General features: G+C 43.5%; 12 protein-coding genes. 7 read left to right on the top strand and 5 right to left on the bottom strand.

Going from position 1 to position 17,391, the window contains the following annotated elements:
• Window positions 1–7: 7 nt before the first annotated feature.
• From BGK46_RS06405 to BGK46_RS06385, 5 genes are read left to right on the top strand one after another with little or no spacing between them, the layout of a single operon-like run.
• Entirely contained in the window at window positions 8–3,781 is a 3,774-nt protein-coding gene (locus tag BGK46_RS06405; protein WP_069587814.1) for a nitrate reductase subunit alpha, read from the top strand.
• A 1-nt stretch (window position 3,782) separates the two neighbouring features.
• A complete protein-coding gene (gene narH, locus BGK46_RS06400) occupies window positions 3,783–5,309 on the top strand; it encodes a nitrate reductase subunit beta (RefSeq protein ID WP_069363086.1) in 1,527 nt (508 codons plus the stop codon).
• Between the two features lie 5 nt (window positions 5,310–5,314).
• Window positions 5,315–6,079, top strand: a complete 765-nt coding sequence (gene narJ, locus BGK46_RS06395; protein WP_069363085.1) for a nitrate reductase molybdenum cofactor assembly chaperone — start codon at window positions 5,315–5,317, stop codon at window positions 6,077–6,079.
• A gap of 2 nt (window positions 6,080–6,081) precedes the next feature.
• Entirely contained in the window at window positions 6,082–6,762 is a 681-nt protein-coding gene (gene narI / locus BGK46_RS06390; RefSeq protein WP_069363084.1) for a respiratory nitrate reductase subunit gamma, read from the top strand.
• A gap of 52 nt (window positions 6,763–6,814) precedes the next feature.
• Entirely contained in the window at window positions 6,815–7,609 is a 795-nt protein-coding gene (locus BGK46_RS06385) for a peptidylprolyl isomerase (RefSeq protein WP_069363083.1), read from the top strand.
• A gap of 298 nt (window positions 7,610–7,907) precedes the next feature.
• Here BGK46_RS06385 and BGK46_RS06380 read toward each other — a convergent pair whose 3' ends face one another.
• Entirely contained in the window at window positions 7,908–9,017 is a 1,110-nt protein-coding gene (locus BGK46_RS06380) for a methyl-accepting chemotaxis protein (RefSeq protein ID WP_069587812.1), read from the bottom strand.
• A gap of 63 nt (window positions 9,018–9,080) precedes the next feature.
• Entirely contained in the window at window positions 9,081–11,321 is a 2,241-nt protein-coding gene (locus BGK46_RS06375; protein ID WP_069587810.1) for a nitric-oxide reductase large subunit, read from the bottom strand.
• A 349-nt stretch (window positions 11,322–11,670) separates the two neighbouring features.
• On the opposite strand from BGK46_RS06375, the gene nrdG reads away from it, so the two are divergent.
• Together nrdG and nrdD are read left to right on the top strand one after the other, a co-directional pair.
• Complete coding sequence (nrdG, locus tag BGK46_RS06370; protein ID WP_025744752.1) at window positions 11,671–12,144, top strand: anaerobic ribonucleoside-triphosphate reductase activating protein; 474 nt, start codon at window positions 11,671–11,673, stop codon at window positions 12,142–12,144.
• A gap of 2 nt (window positions 12,145–12,146) precedes the next feature.
• On the top strand, window positions 12,147–13,985 hold the full coding sequence (gene nrdD, locus BGK46_RS06365) for an anaerobic ribonucleoside-triphosphate reductase (RefSeq protein ID WP_069587808.1): 1,839 nt from the start codon (window positions 12,147–12,149) through the stop codon (window positions 13,983–13,985).
• A 266-nt stretch (window positions 13,986–14,251) separates the two neighbouring features.
• On the opposite strand, the gene BGK46_RS06360 is transcribed toward nrdD, so the two are convergent.
• From BGK46_RS06360 to BGK46_RS06350, 3 genes are all read right to left on the bottom strand, one after another.
• A complete protein-coding gene (locus BGK46_RS06360) occupies window positions 14,252–16,246 on the bottom strand; it encodes a bacteriohemerythrin (RefSeq protein ID WP_217492722.1) in 1,995 nt (664 codons plus the stop codon).
• 297 nt (window positions 16,247–16,543) lie between these two features.
• Window positions 16,544–16,984 (bottom strand): cytochrome P450, encoded by a 441-nt coding sequence (locus tag BGK46_RS06355; protein ID WP_083238605.1) that lies wholly within the window; start codon window positions 16,982–16,984, stop codon window positions 16,544–16,546.
• 67 nt (window positions 16,985–17,051) lie between these two features.
• A partial coding sequence (locus BGK46_RS06350) for a transposase (RefSeq protein WP_139130745.1) occupies window positions 17,052–17,391 on the bottom strand: 340 nt, incomplete at its 5' end.

Below are 17,391 nucleotides of genomic sequence, written 5' to 3'. Positions count from 1 at the left end.
GTCAGGCATGAGCCACTTTCTAAATCGGCTACGTTATTTTACCCAGAAAAGAGAAAACTTTTCTGAAGGTCATGGCGTGACAACGCAAGAGCCCCGCCAGTGGGAAGACAGTTATAGGCAACGTTGGCAGCATGATAAGGTTGTCCGTTCAACTCACGGCGTTAACTGTACCGGTTCATGTAGTTGGAAAATCTATGTCAAGAATGGACTTGTAACGTGGGAAACGCAACAAACCGATTACCCTAGAACTCGTCCTGACCTTCCTAATCATGAGCCTCGAGGTTGCCCACGCGGTGCGAGTTATTCATGGTACATATATAGTGCGAATAGACTTAAATACCCCAAAATTCGTAAGCGCTTAATTAAACTATGGCGTGAAGCAAAAAAGCAGCATGCCAACCCTGTAGACGCTTGGGAGTCAATTGTTACTAATCCCACAAAAACACGAGAATATAAAGAAAAACGTGGTATGGGTGGGTTCGTTCGCGCGCACTGGGATGAAGTCTACGAAATCATTGGTGCGTCTAATGTCTACACGGCCAAAGAGTATGGGCCCGATCGTATCTTTGGATTCTCGCCTATCCCAGCGATGTCGATGATTTCATATGCGGCAGGTGCACGTTATCTGTCATTAATCGGTGGTAATTGCTTAAGTTTCTATGACTGGTATTGCGACCTTCCTCCTGCATCACCGCAAGTTTGGGGAGAGCAAACTGATGTCCCCGAGTCAGCGGATTGGTACAACTCAAATTATATTATGTGTTGGGGGTCGAATGTTCCACAAACACGCACACCCGACGCTCACTTCTTAACTGAAGTGCGATATAAAGGGACGAAAGTAATTGGCATTACCCCTGATTATTCTGAGGTGGCTAAACTTACCGATCAATGGTTAGCACCCAAGCAAGGAACCGACGCTGCACTAAGCATGGCATTCGGACATGTCATTCTTAAAGAGTTTTATGTCAACAAAACAACACAGTATTTCGATGATTATGTACGACGTTATTCGGATATGCCAATGCTCGTCATGTTGGAACCGTCCGAAAAAGGAGGTCTGCAGCAAGGGAGGTTCCTTCGTGCGAGTGACTTGGATGACAAAGCTGGACAAGACAATAACCCCGAGTGGAAAACCATTGCCATTGATGAGTCATCAAATATGCTCACGTCGCCGAAAGGCTCGATTGGCTATCGATGGGGGGAACGCGATGCTAAATGGAATCTTGAGCAACGTGATGGTGCAACGAATCGTGATGTGAAACTCCGCCTGAGCTTAAAAGATGATCACGATGAGATTATTACCGTAAATTTCCCATATTTTGGGGGCAATGAACATGAACTTGGCTACTTCCAACATACAGTTCATGATGAAGTAACAACGCATCGTATTCCGGCTAAAAAGATCAAGCTTGCCGATAAGTCGGAAGCTTGGGTCACTACTGTATTTGACTTAACGCTTGCTAACTATGGTGTTGACAATGGATATGATGATCCGAATTGCGCACAATCCTATAGCGATAATCTTGCCTATACGCCAGCTTGGCAGGAACAAATAACAGGCGTCCCCCAAAATGATGTGATTAAAATTGCAAATGAATTTGCTGACACTGCAGCAAAAACACGTGGTCGTTCCATGATCATTGTCGGTGCTGGTTTGAATCACTGGTACAACATGGACATGAACTATCGTGGTTTAATCAATATGCTAATCATGTGCGGTTGTATTGGACAAAGCGGTGGTGGTTGGGCTCACTATGTAGGTCAAGAAAAACTTCGTCCACAAACAGGTTGGCAGCCTTTAGCATTTGGTTTGGATTGGAGTCGCCCACCTCGTCATATGAATGGCACATCCTTCTTTTATGCACATTCTGATCAGTGGCGTTATGAAAAGCTACATATGAGTGAAATTGTCTCTCCTTTATCTAATAAAAAAGATTGGGAGGGCTCGATCATAGACTTTAATTCACGTGCAGAACGCATGGGTTGGCTGCCGTCAGCGCCACAGTTGAGTAAAAATCCCTTGAAGGTGTGCCGAGATGCACATGAGCAAGGGCAAGATCCGGTAGATTATACTGTGGATCAATTAAAAGCAGGAAGCTTAGAATTTGCCTGTTTAGATCCTGACAATCCAAAAAACTATCCTCGAAACATGTTTATCTGGCGGTCTAATTTACTTGGATCTTCAGGGAAGGGTCATGAATATATGCTTCGTCACCTTCTGGGCACCAAGCACGGCTTGCTTGGTAAAGACTTAGGCGAGGAAGGGGAAGAGAAGCCTGAAGATATAAAATGGCGTGATAGTGCACCTGAAGGAAAGATTGATCTTTTAGTTACACTAGACTTCAGAATGTCTACAACTTGTTTGTATTCAGATATTGTTCTACCTACCGCAACTTGGTATGAAAAGGACGATTTGAATACGTCCGATATGCATCCATTTATTCATCCTTTATCTAAAGCTGTGGATCCTGTTTGGCAATCAAAAAGTGATTGGGAAATTTTCAAAGGGATTGCAAAATCTTTCTCCCAACAGTGCGAAGGACACCTAGGTATCGAAAACGACATTGTGACTGTGCCTATGCAGCACGATACCCCGGGTGAGCTTGCGCAGCCATTTGATATTAAAGCGTGGTGGAAAGGAGAATGTGATCTCATTCCTGGCAAGACAGCGCCAAATATGATGGTGGTAGAGCGAGATTATCCGAATACCTATGCAAAGTTCACGTCATTAGGGCCACTCCTGGATACACTAGGAAACGGTGGTAAGGGGATTAATTGGAATACACAAGACGAAGTTAAATTCTTAGGTGAGTTGAATAAAAAGCACATTAAACCAGGTGTTAACCAAGGCAGACCAAAAATTGAATCAGCCATTGACGCAGCAGAAGTCGTTTTATCATTAGCGCCGGAAACAAATGGACAAGTAGCTGTCAAGGCTTGGGAGTCAATTAGTAAAGTTACCGGTCTTGATCACACTCACTTAGCCAAGCCTAAAGAAGAAGAGAAACTTCGATTTAGAGATATTGTTGCGCAACCACGTAAAATTATTAGCTCACCGACTTGGTCCGGGTTAGAAGACGAGCATGTTTCTTACAATGCTGGATATACCAATGTTCACGAGCTAATTCCTTGGCGTACGATTACAGGTCGACAACAATTTTATCAAGATCATCAATGGATGCGTGATTTTGGTGAAATGCACTGTCTTTATAAGCCGCCGGTCAACCTGAAAACCACGCAAAATGTGCAGGGTATGAAGCCTAATGGCAATAAAGAAGTTGTGCTTAATTGGATTACACCACACCAGAAGTGGGGGATTCACAGCACATATTCAGATAATTTACTCATGCTTACACTATCACGTGGTGGACCAATTATTTGGATGTCAGAAACAGACGCGACTGCGGCTGGCATTGAAGATAATGATTGGATCGAAGCATTTAACGCAAATGGTGCGATTGCTGCTAGAGCTGTTGTTTCTCAACGTGTCCCCGAAGGAATGGGAATGATGTATCACGCGCAAGAGCGGATTGTGAACATACCGGGTTCCGAGCTAACTGGTACTAGAGGTGGTATTCATAACTCTGTAACTCGAGCAATTATGAAGCCAACCCATATGATTGGGGGTTATGCACAACAATCTTACGGATTTAACTATTACGGCACTGTAGGTTGTAATCGTGATGAGTTTGTAGTAGTTCGAAAAATGGATCGCGTGGATTGGCTGGATGATGATAGTGAAGATGTATTAGATGAAAATCTTCACGAAGTGGAGAAATAATATGAAAGTTAGAGCTCAAATCGGCATGGTTTTGAATCTCGACAAGTGTATAGGCTGTCACACTTGCTCGGTTACCTGTAAAAATGTATGGACATCGCGTGAAGGAATGGAGTATGCGTGGTTTAATAATGTTGAAACTAAACCTGGCATCGGCTATCCCAAAGAATGGGAAAATCAAGAAAAATGGAACGGTGGTTGGATTCGAACTAAGCAAGGAAAATTAGAGCCGAAACAAGGTGGGAAACGTCGGATTTTAGCTAATATATTCGCAAACCCCGACTTACCTGAAATTGACGATTACTACGAACCATTTGACTTTGATTATCAGCACCTTCATCGTGCGGGAGAAAGTAAGCATCAGCCCATTGCGCGACCCCGTTCGCTGATTTCCGGAAAACGGATGGAAAAAATTGAATGGGGACCTAACTGGGAGGAGATCTTAGGTACCGAATTCAAAAAACGTCGCAAAGATAAGAACTTTGATCAAATCCAAGCAGACATTTATGGACAGTTCGAAAATACGTTTATGATGTATTTACCGCGTTTATGCGAGCACTGTCTTAATCCTGCATGTGTTGCGTCTTGTCCAAGTGGTGCCATCTATAAACGTGAAGAGGACGGTATTGTACTTATTGACCAAGATAAGTGCCGTGGATGGCGGATGTGTGTCTCTGGGTGTCCTTACAAAAAAATATATTACAATTGGAAAACGGGTAAGTCAGAAAAATGTATTTTTTGTTATCCACGTATTGAAGCAGGGCAACCAACAATTTGTTCTGAAACGTGTGTAGGTCGCATTCGTTACTTAGGTGTTATGTTGTACGATGCTGATAAAATTGAGCAAGCGGCATCGGTACCGAATGATAAAGATCTTTATCAAGCGCAAAGAGATATATTTCTCGATCCCTTTGATCCGGCCGTGATCGCTGAAGCTGAGAAAGAAGGTATAGCTGCTAATTGGATTGAAGCAGCGCAACAGTCTCCAGTTTATAAAATGGCTATGGAATGGGAAGTCGCGTTACCGCTTCATCCAGAGTATCGTACTTTGCCGATGGTTTGGTATGTGCCACCTTTATCGCCAATTCAATCCGCAGTTGAAGCCGGAGAAATTGAGAAAAGTAGTGTACTTCCTGACCTAAAGTCATTACGTATTCCGATAAAATATCTTGCTAATTTGCTAACTGCAGGTGAAGAGCAACCTGTTATACGGTCACTTGAGCGATTGATGGCAATGCGTGAGTATAAGCGTAGTCAACAAGTTGAGTGTGAGGAAAATTTTGAAGTTCTCGACGCAGTTAAACTAACTCAGGCACAAATTGAAGAAATGTATCAGGTCATGGCGCTTGCAAATTACGAAGACAGGTTCGTAATCCCGACTAGCCATACTAGTTATGCAGAAAATGCTTACGACATCAAAAGCGGTTGTGGTTTTACATTTGGTAATGGGTGTTCGACCGGCGAGACTGACCTATTTGGTGGTAAAAGCCAGACGGTGCGTGAAGTTATCCCCGTAGAGATACAGGAGTAAGAAAAATGACAAATCAAAAAAGTGGAAATAATACTTCACAACTTATTGCACTAATTGGTCGATTGCTAGATTATCCAGAGTTAGAAATCGAATTATATCGAGATGAGTTGATAGATATTGTAACATCTAGTGTTCTATCAAAGAGAAATAAACAAGAGATTATTTCCTTTATAGACCGATGCAGTGAAATGCCATTACTCGATTGGCAGTCTGACTACGATGGGTTGTTTGAACGTGGTCGCTCATTATCTTTATTAATTTATGAACATATTCATGGTGAATCACGAGATCGAGGCCAAGCTATGGTCGACTTACTCGCTCAGTATGAAAAAGCAGGGCTTGAAATTGCGCATAATGAATTGCCTGATCATCTCCCTCTATTTCTTGAATTTTCGTCAACGCAAGGTGAGCAAGGAATTGGTTGGATAGAAGATATTATTCCCGTTTTAAGTTTACTCGCTGTTCGTTTAGAAAAGCGTGAATCAGGGTATGCGAGTTTAATGTGGGGACTGTTGGATTTATGTGGTGCGAAAGTTAATATCTCAGAACTTCGAGAGCAGGTTAAAAATGAAAAAGAAGATCATACACCTAAAGAATTAGACAAAGTATGGGAAGAAGAGGCTGTTACTTTTGGTGGTGATAGCGTTAACGGTGGATGTCCAACTAATCAGCATCGGCCAACTGAGAATCAACGCAAAGATCAGGAAGTGCCAGTAAATTGGATGTCAATGGATGAGACAGCATCAGCCACTCAAACAAAAGAGGTCTAGCTATGAACTTTATCGATATGTTAATTTTCGGTATTTATCCATATATAGTATCTGTTGTGTTTTTTTTAGGATGCTTGATTCGTTATGATAAAGATCAATACACATGGAAAACCGGTTCAAGTCAAATGCTCTCAAATAAACATTTTCGAGTAGCAAGTAATCTGTTTCACATAGGTATTATTGGCATTTTTTTCGGTCATTTTGGTGGATTAGTTATACCTTACGAAGTGTGGCATATGTTAGGCATTACCCTACAAGATAAACAGTTAATTGCCATGGGAGCAGGCGGCTTCTTTGGTGTATTATGCTTTATTGGTCTGACTTATTTAGTTTACCGAAGATTGTTTAATCCTAGAATTCGTGCATCAAGTACACGAATGGATACCGCAATTGTTCTAGTTATTTATTTACAACTCATATTAGGTATGTTTTCTATATTCATTTCTAGTGGTCATATGGATGGTCAAGAAATGAAAAACTTAATGACATGGTCGAAGTATTTATTAACCTTTAGACCGGAAGAGGCTATAACCTTTATATCTGATGTTCATTGGATTTATCGTGCACATGTTTTTTGGGGAATAACCTTGTTCCTATTGTTCCCATTTAGTCGATTGGTTCATATTTGGAGTGTGCCTATCGAATATTTGACACGGCAATACCAAATCGTGCGTCAAAAATAAAAAAATGACAAGCCTTCATAGGCTTGTCTTTTCTAGTTATAGGAGTAGTATAATGAATGTGTCAGACGTTCCAGAAATCACTATAAATGAAATTAAACTAGACTCTTCGATAATAATGCAGGAGGTTCAGTATCATCCTGCAGAAACGAAAAGAGAAGCGATGGTTAAGGCTGTTGAAGCTCTAATTATTAACGAAGTCGTAAAACAACGAGCAGTAAGCTTATCTCTTTGGCCTGAAGACAAAAAACTTGAACCAACTGAAGAGTATGACATTATTGAAAAACTAATACAATTCGAAGGGATCTATCCATCTGCTACTGACGAAGAGTGTTATCATTATTATATAACAAATAAAGATAAATTTTGTACAGCACCGTTGCTAGAAGTAGATCACATCCTGCTGGCTTGTCCTCCAGAGGATGTTGAAGAGAGAATAAAGGTAGTAGAATTTGCAGAATATTTAATAGAGTTACTGAAAGAAAATAAAGCCACCTTCTACGATTTGGCGAAACAATACTCAGCCTGTCCTTCTTCTAAGCAAGGGGGGAATTTAGGACAAATCACTCAAGGTCAAACAGTAGCTGAGTTCGAAAAGCAAATATTTACCGCGCCCATGGGTCTATTAAATAAACCTATTGAAACCCGCTATGGCGTACATGTGGCCAATATCAATCGTCGAGTTGATGGTAGTCAGCTTGATTTTAATATGGTAAAAGAATCGATATCTCTTTATCTTAATGAGAAGGTTAAACGGAAAAATATTGCACAATATATTCAAACCATATTAATAGACTCAAATATAAAAGGATTTGACTTTCAATTAGAAAACTCTCCGCTGATGCAATAATATGAATGATGATCTGAGTATATGATTAAGATACAGAGCGCAGACAGTATCTGCGCTTTTTTATCTATATGCACCGATGTGTATGCATGTTAATTATTGCTTGTACGCTCTTTTACTATATATTGGACATGAAACTTTTCTTAGCCAAGAATAGCTATTGTAGGACGGCTATAATTCACTAAGAAATATTCTAATAAAATAAAACCTTACCAATCTTATTGTTTAAAGTCAAAGAGAGTGTATTCGCGAATAACGTCCAATAACTGATACATCGCGGTTTTGGTATCGGGTTTGTGGCTCATACATCCTCCAATAAACTTTCCGACATGGTGCGAATGTGCTGATTCACCTCGCGGTTGTATTGCTCCATATTCTTAAGCTCTTGCTGAGCTAGACCGTGCTCGTCTTTTTTTATAGCGTCAATAACTGTTTGTGCACAAACATGAACCTTATCGTGAGGCGCTTCAATGGCCAGATAACTTGAATGCGCTTTGAAACGCTCTCGGAATAATTCCGAGTAATACCATCGACCAATGCCACATTTGTCAGAATCAACAACATTGCAGTCATTCGCATTTAATGTACCCAAATACACACGGTACACGTCCATGCGCAATTGCATTTCTTCAATGTTGGCGAGCTCAATTTGCGCCAGTAACGCACTGTTAGAAATACTGCCGCCCAGTTGCTTAATGTACGTATTTTCTTCGGCCAACAACGCTAAATATTGCTTTGTCGACTCAATATTTTCACGCGTAGTGTGCATGGCTTCAACACTCAAAGAGTGACTTGAATCAACACCTTGTACAATTTGTCCCACTTTATCGTTAATGCGATCGGTCAATTCGGTGGTGCGCTGAGAAAGCGCTCTAACCTCGTTAGCAACCACAGTAAAACCACGTCCATGCTCGCCGGCACGTGCAGCCTCGATATTGGCATTCAGACTCAACAAGTTAGTGGTTTCAGCGACACCGCGGACATCGCCACTGGTTTGTTCAATTTCCTGAGTATGGCCCTTTAACGCTGCGATACTCTCGGAAGTTGACTCAATATCACCGACAATCGACGACAAATCCCCTACTACTGCAGACATAGTGGACTCACCTGACTGATTATTTTGGTCAATAGTGAGAATGGTTTCCCGTTCGCGTTGCAGCAAGTTACTGAGTTGCGAAAAGGTGTTTTGGTAACCGGATAATGATTCTGTGAAGTTCTCAATGAAAGACAAGCGTTGCTGGTAGTCAGCGAGCTCTTTCTGCTGCTGGGAGATGGTTTTATTAGCTGATTCAAGTTGACCTAACAGGGTGCTGTTTTCTGACTCGAGCTGTTCAATACGTTGTCGTAACTGTGACTGGGTTGACGAGCATTGATTGCTGCGGACGTATCCTAGTTTTTCGATTAACTGCATGGGATCTCCAAAAAGGAAAACCAAGCCTCCACATAAAATCGTACAAGCTTGGTTTATTAAGAGCTAAGCAGATTTATGGCGTAAACCTTTAATGACCTGCCAAGTGATAGCGAATGCCCCCACGATGAAGACCATGTCACCGACAGTACGGAACCAACGCAGGTTCTGCAACAGTGGTTGTTGCATGAAGGCTTCGCTTCGTGCGTACCATAAACCTTCAGTTGCAGCGGCGTAGAACTGAATGAAACCGACTGGCAGCAAGCTGGTGAAGAGCATTAGCGCTAAGCCAATGTTCATTGTCCAGAAAGCCATTTTCATCAGCTTTTCGTCGAATTGCAGATTAGGGCGAATGTAGCGCAGTATCAGCAATACAAAGCCCAATGCCAGGAATCCGTAAACACCAAACAGTGCTGCGTGTGCGTGAGTAGGCGTAGTGTTGAGACCTTGTACATAGTACAGCGAGATAGGCGGGTTGATCATGAAGCCTAATACGCCGGCACCCAACATGTTCCAGAACGCAACGGCTACGAAGCACAGTAGTGGCCATTTAAGGCGTTGCATCCAGTCTGCACGTTTTTGCAGGCTGTAGTTTTCCCAGGCTTCATAGCCCAGCACAATTAGCGGTACCACTTCTAGCGCTGAGAAAGTAGCGCCCACCGCCATAACCGGTGTGGTTGTGCCTGAGAAGTACAAGTGGTGGAAGGTACCCGGTACACCACCAAGCATGAACAATGATGCTGACGCTAGTGCAGCAACGGTTGCCATGCGGCGAGAGACCAAGCCCATGCTGTGGAAAATGAACGCCAGAGAGGCAGTAGCAAATACTTCGAAGAAGCCTTCTACCCACAGGTGAACAATCCACCAGCGCCAGTATTCCATGATAGAAATGTGAGTGCGCTCGCCGTAGAAGAAGCCGGCACCGTAGAACAGGCCAATGGCAACGACTGAGGCGGTGAATAATGCCAGTAAGTTCTTGTCACCTTTCTCTTCGAAGGCGCCAACAACACAGCGCATCATTAGCACAAGCCAGAAGACGATGCCGAGGAACTTACCAATTTGCCATAAGCGACCTAAGTCGACGTACTCATAGCCCTGGTGACCTAACCAGAAGTTCAAGTGTTCAGGCATGATTTGCGCAATGGCTAACCAGTTACCGATAAAGGTACCTGCGACGACCAGCACCAGCGCCCAGAACAAGACGTCTACGCCAAGTTTTTGGTACTTAGGATCTTTGCCGCCGTTAATAATCGGCGCCAGGAATAAACCTGCGGCTAAGAACCCGGTAGCAATCCAGAACATGGCGGCCTGAATGTGCCAGGTACGAGTCAGTGAGTAGGGGAACCACTCAGAGATATTAATGCCGTAGAACTCTTGCCCTTCAACAGTATAGTGAGCCGTTAAACCACCCAGAAGTACCTGGAACGCGAACAGCGCAACCACAATAAACAGATATTTGCCCAAGGCTTTCTGTGATGGAGTTAGCTTAACCTTCGAGATAGGGTCATGCTCTGGCGCAACCAGCTCTTCTTCCTCTTTGTCGCGTAAGAATGCCCACGCCCAAATTAGGAAGCCAATACCGGCAATTAAGAGAATGACACTGACAATAGACCAAATGATGTTTTCTGCGCTAGGCACGTTGTCTATCAGTGTTTCGTGTGGCCAGTTGTTGGTATAAGTGATTTCGGCATCAGGACGCTCAGTAGCAGCTGCCCATGCGGTCCAGAAGAAGAAGTCATTCATTTGCGCACGGCGCTCAGCTGAAGGCAGTGTGTTTTCCTTCATGGCGTAGCTGATGCGGGTAGGGCGCAACTCAGGGTCGTCACTGAATAGCTTCGAGTAGTACTCACCAGTTTGTTCAATAGCCTGAATACGACGTTCGCTTAAAATAACCGTATTAGACGACTTGTCGTACGTATTAGTGCGGTACTCTTCTTTCAGTTCATATTCGAGCTGGTTTTGTTGAACACCGTCCAGCTCGTCATACGACTTGCCGAAAACTTCCTGTGCCCGAATGTCTAACCAGGCCAGCAGTTCACGGTGCAGCCAGTCGGCTGTCCAGTCAGGCGCTTGATACGCACCATGACCCCAAATAGAGCCTAACTGCATACCGCCCACAGACTGCCACGCGGTTTGTCCGTCAAGAACCGACTCTTCGGTTGCAATGACATTACCGTCGGTACTCATGAACTTATCCGGAATAGGCGGTGCCTCCCGGTAAACTTCCGTTCCAAAATACCCTAAAACACTAAAAGTAATTGCAAGAACACCGATTAGTGTCCACCAAAGCTTACGATACCCAGCCATTGTTGACCCCCTTGATACCACTGAACCACATCATGGGTTGTTACTCCCTCAGATAAGAATGAATATTGATGTTGATCTCATTGTTTTTATGATCAAAGCAAATTCAGTGCCAATATTTAATCATTTGATTTTATTGTGAAATTATCCCTTATGGTTTTTATGACTCAAAAATAAAGGGTTTTTTTAACCTTATTGGTAAAAAAAACTTAAAAGGTATTTTATACCCTGCACCAGAGGTGTTTAACGTGTTTTTTGAAATTGATCAATGCACAGCGTTTTATGTCATCTATGCTATCAAGGCACAATATGTAGTGCTATATTTGAATTTGATCTCTAGATATGGTTTTTTATGGCAGGCTATCCGCAACAGCTACATTACAGCTCTGAACAGATTGTTTGGCAGGAAGTGCCGGGTGAAGTGGCATTAGCTTACACCATCACCGGATGCCCGGTCGGGTGTAAAGGTTGTCATAGTGTGGACAGTTGGCCAGTCGGCAGCGGTTTAGCGTTGACCGAAGACTACTTACAGGAGCGCTTAACTATGTACACAGGGCTCATTACGTGCGTGTTGTTTCTGGGCGGTGAATGGCAACCAGAAGCGCTGATAAAACACTTAAAACGAGTTCGCGCAGAAGGGCTGGAAACCTGCCTTTATACAGGTTACGAGGATGTCTCTTTGCGCATCAGGGAGCAGTTGACGTACTTAAAAACCGGGCCATGGATAGCCGAAAAGGGCGGTTTAGACAGCCCCCATACCAACCAAAAATTTTATGATTTAAGAACAAAGCAGCTACTGAACTGCAAGTTTCTGACAGGAGAATAATTATGTTGCGTTTAAACGACGACCAGGTTTCAGAAAAAGTAGACTTTATTGCGGATTACCTGAACGCACAGAATGCGGCGGACGGTTCGAAAATGGACGCCAACGCGAACGTTACTCAGAAAAATATCGCGACCTTAGAAGCTGAGCTGATGAAAGACTTCTTCGTACAGGTTAACCGCAAGCAGGTTAGTAACAAAATTGCGGCGTTGTTCGACGACAACTTAGCGAAAGAATACGTACGTCAAATAGAAAATCATGAAATTTACGTGCACGATGAGACCAGTCTGAAGCCATATTGCGTGTCAGTGACTATGTATCCGTTTTTAATGGACGGCTTGACGAAACTCGGTGGTGAGTCGCTGGCGCCTAAACATTTAGAGTCGTTTTGTGGCTCCTTTGTGAATTTTGTTTTTGCGGTTAGCTCGCAATACGCTGGCGCTGTGGCAACCGTTGAGTTCTTAACTTACTTCGACTATTTCGCGCGTAAAGACTACGGTGATGACTACTTAAACACGCACCGCAAGCAAATCGAAAATCACTTACAGCACGTTGTGTATGCGATTAATCAACCTGCGGCTGCACGCGGTTATCAAAGTGTGTTCTGGAACATTTCTGTGTACGACAAGCACTATTTCGATAGCATGTTTGGCGACTTCGTATTTCCGAGAGACTTTAGTAAACCTAAGTGGGAAACCGTCAGTGCTTTGCAGGACTTCTTCTTAGACTGGTTCAATAAAGAGCGTGAAAAGTCTATTTTGACCTTCCCAGTTGTGACCGTTGCCATGTTAACGAAAGACGGCGCTTGTAAAGATCAGGTCTTCGCGAAAAAAATGGCGGCTGAATTGGCCAACGGTAATTCGTTCTTTGTGTATTTGTCAGACAATGCCGACTCACTTGCGTCCTGTTGCCGTCTGCGCTCGGAAATTAGCGACAATACCTTCTCTTACACCCTGGGGGCCGGCGGTGTTGCGACAGGCTCTATCAATGTCATTACCATTAATATGAACCGTCTAGTGCAGGACGGTCGTGACTTAGAAGAGGAAATTAGCAAAATTCATAAGTATCAAGTGGCTTACCGCAAGCTGATGGAGGAGTACAAAGAAGCGGGTATGCTGACAGTCTATGACGCTGGTTTTATTAGTCTGGACAAACAATTCCTGACCATTGGCATTAACGGCATGGTCGAAGCCGCGGAATCTCAAGGCATTAGAGCAAGCAATAACCCAGAGTATAAGAGCTTTGTCAAACGTCACCTGAAGGTTATTTATGACGCCAATAAAGCCGCCAAAGCGGAATACGGTTATATGTTTAATACCGAGTTTGTGCCTGCAGAAAACTTAGGTGTTAAGAATGCAAAATGGGACAAAGCCGACGGTTATAAAGTATCGCGCGAGTGCTACAACTCGTACTTCTATGTCGTTGAGGACGATGAAACCAATGCCTTAGATAAATTCGTTATGCACGGTAAAGAACTGGTGGAGTATTTAGACGGCGGCTCCGCACTACACCTAAACCTCGATGAAAAACTGAACACCACGGGTTACTTGTCGTTGCTGAATATCGCTGCGAAAACCGGCTGTAACTACTTCTGCATTAACGTCAAAATCACTATTTGTAACGAGTGTGAACACATCGATAAACGCACATTAAGTGAATGCTCAAGCTGCCACTCCAATAACATTGATTACGGCACTCGAGTTATTGGTTACCTTAAGCGTGTTTCTGCGTTCAGCGCTGGGCGTCGTAAAGAGCACACAGCTCGTCATTACCATCGCGACGAGGCGACGCAGACAATCAACTGTGCGGCACAGGCTAATATAGGGCTGCGTAAGGCAAGTTAAGTTGACACGTCCATCTGTAAATAAAGAGGGAGTTAAACTCCTTCTTTGCATTTATGACACTATGTTAGCTTTCCCTTCTGAAAGTTTGTGAGAAGAAGTGAAACAGTTACTTTCTTAACCAGAGATCGCGCAGGGACCAGGACGAGGTTTTAAGCGACTGGCTGGTGTAGTGAGGGATGTTCGTTTAATCGATGGCGTGAAATAAATGGAGACTGCGCAATAGGCTAGTGCATGATCTCGATACACCATCTTTGCCAATAGCTCACTTATTTTTTGTGTCCTTGAGTCCATTGCAGGAATGGCTTCCAACTGGCGAGCCACTGCGGAAGTCTTTCTGGCTGCAAAGGTGGCGACATAGCGTAACCCTGGGCGTGAAAACATCCGAGTTCGAGCAGAAGCTCACCTTGTTCAATTGTTTCTACACCTTCAGCGATAACCTTTTTATCAAATGCTTCTGCCAATGCAATTATGCCTTCTAGAATCGATATATTTTCCCTTCTTTCATCAGCACCGCTCACAAACTCTTTGTCAATTTTTATTGTCTGAACAGGTAATTGTTTTAAATAAGCCAAAGATGAGTAGCCCGTACCAAAGTCGTCAAGAGAGAACGTTACTCCCATGCTCCGACATTCGTTAATCACCAACACCGAGGATTGAAGATCGCCCAACGTGGCGGTCTCTAGTATTTCAAGATCAAATCGCGACGGATCGACTTCCGGAAAACGATCGAACGATTGCTGAAGTTCGTCTGAGAAGGCTGGAGATTGAAGATGAAGAGCAGCCACATTAACACTCATAGTTAGGTTCAACCCCTTTTGATCCCACTTGTGCATCTGCTGCAGCGATTCTTCAATAACCCATCTACCAATGTCCACAATAAGGGGATGATTTTCGATTTCTGATAGAAAATACGCTGGAGATAACAATCCTTTTTCTGGATGCTTCCAACGGATGAGCGCCTCAACGCCTAGAACGGAACCTGTTCTTAGGTTTACTTTCGGTTGATAGACCAACTGAAACTGTTTTACCTTCAGAGCTTCACGGATTTCCGTGAGTAACCGTTGGCGTGATTGATGAGCTTTTTTCTGGTTTGCATCCATTAACAGCCAGCTACCCTTCGCTTCCTGTTTAGCGTTAAAAAGCGTTTGATCTGCGAACCTCAGGAGTGCGTCTACATCAGATCCATCTTTAAATTCATTTGCAGAGAAAAGGAAAATCCCCGCTGTAAAACGGATTGATATTGTTTTATCATTAAAAACAACCGGATGCTTGCAGTTTTCTTGTACAACTTGCAAAACAGGCTCCGCTTGGTACCCATTTGGCAGGAGAGCAGCGAACTGATCACCAGATATTCTGGCAACGGTAGCACCTGGAGGCAAAACATCGAGCCAGCGTTGTGAAAAAACCCATAGCACATGATCTCCTGCATCCTCTCCAAACTGTTTGTTAGTTTCTTTAAAATTGTCTAGGTTCAGTGATATTATGGAAACTTGGTCTGTTGATCTGATCGTGTCTCGCATCTCGCGAATACAGCGAACGAGACCATTTCGGTTCCACAAGCCGGTTAGAGAATCTGAATACGCCAAGAACTCTAATTGTTTTTGATGATCAACTGCTTGCTTGTCTAAGGCTTTTAGTAGTTGATCCTGTTGTAACTGATGCAATTCATCTTCGGCTTGCTTTCTGGCCGTTTTTTCGCGTATTAATTGAATAGTGTTGGCTGATAACTTCCCGTAAATCTCTAATAATGCGGAAACAAGCACTGATGCTGATCCATTTAATTGCATATCTGCATACGTTTTTGCGGCGTAGAGATCCATGCCATCGTCCATCGCCTGAATTGTTAATGCTAGGCGGCGATCCGATTCCAATATGTGGAAGACTAGCCAACGGGTAATAAAGTTAAACAAATTTGCCAACACTGCTTCGTGCCGTTCAGTGGTTTGACGTAACTTTCTGATTTTGTGAAAAAAAGTTTGGTGAGCATCATGGTGATTCTTTGTGTCTTTTGACTGACCAAAATGTTTTTTCCAAACGTTTTCCTCGTACTCAAAGTGATACTTGGCATAATCTTCAAGCTCGTCCAGTATTGTAGCGCTATTCACGTCTGAATTTATCGAAGAGAATTGCGAGGCCAGGCGATTTACGATATCGACAAGCATACGGTGTTGATTATCAATATCGTCCAATCCGGTCTCGAAATTCTGACTCCATGGGAAAATTTCGAATTCAAGTTTTTTTTCATTCCAAATCACAGTCACGTTGCACCCACACTCAGTCTTAATTACTCCGATTAATAGTAGTTCAAATATTTCTTGGACGTGGACTTCGTCGCCATGATCCTGTAAGACTCGGATAAGACGAGATTGCTCTTCGATAACTTCCCTGATTTCCTGAGAGCCTGTGATGGTCTATATGCCAACCTAATTCATAGACTCCATACTATCGGGTAGTTAATGGGCCACTACATTGGCATTTTTTAAGACTTATACAACTTGTTGAGTGTTTCGGGATATCCGCTCCAAAGTTGAAGAGATTTCTTCTGTCGCGGCAGTTATTTACTTTATCTGTTCTTGCTGCTGCTTTATCTGTATTGAGTTTTGATTTGCTGTAGAGCTTTTCTCTTCGGTAGCCGTTACTTTAATTATAAGATTATTGAACCCACCAGACGGGTAATTGGCTCGCTTAGATTCGCCGGTTACTTCGAATTCCCCAATGTGTTTTAGTAATTCTTCAGTGAATATACGAAGTTCCATTCTGGCCAACGGTGCGCCGGGACATACGTGTATGCCTCTGCCGTAAAGTAGGTTGTGGGCCTTGTTTTGCTCAGGGTTAAAGACGTCTGCTTTGTCGAATACGGACTCATCACGATTGGCCGAGGCCCAGAGTACGGTCACTTTTTCGCCTTTTTTGACAGGGTAACCGGATATTTCGGTGTCTTTGGTTGCGCGGCGGCGGTTTGAAATAAGTGGAGGGTCAAGGCGCAGTATTTCGTCTATAGCGTCATCGGGGCGTTGTTGATCAAATCATTCACCTAACGCACTGATCCCAATGGGATTGCTCCCATCAATCAACTCGGTAACTAACAGGCATACCAAGTCTTATGACTTTGTTTATTGCTTTCACGTTGGCCAATGCTTCGCCAACTTGTGCATCGTAATCACGTAGTGTCAGCTGAGAGCTGATTAACGTTTTGTATCGAGACATGCCTGTTTCTGACAGAGAGCGTTGGTGATAACCCTCTTCTTGTTTCCAGTCTTCTAAGTTACCCGATTTCAAGGCGCTGACGGCTGCATTGCGAGGGTGGCCGTCCTCCCAGTAACCCGCATTGCTGCGCGGTGGAATGGTCGGTTTGATGCCTTTTTTCTTGAGCACCTGATGACAGGCTTTCGTATCGTAAGCACCG

This window comes from Salinivibrio sp. SS2, from assembly GCF_001722075.1.
Classification (GTDB): domain Bacteria; phylum Pseudomonadota; class Gammaproteobacteria; order Enterobacterales; family Vibrionaceae; genus Salinivibrio; species Salinivibrio proteolyticus.
Note: the sequence above shows the minus strand (reverse complement) of the source record. Positions and strands in the feature narration are given on the sequence as shown.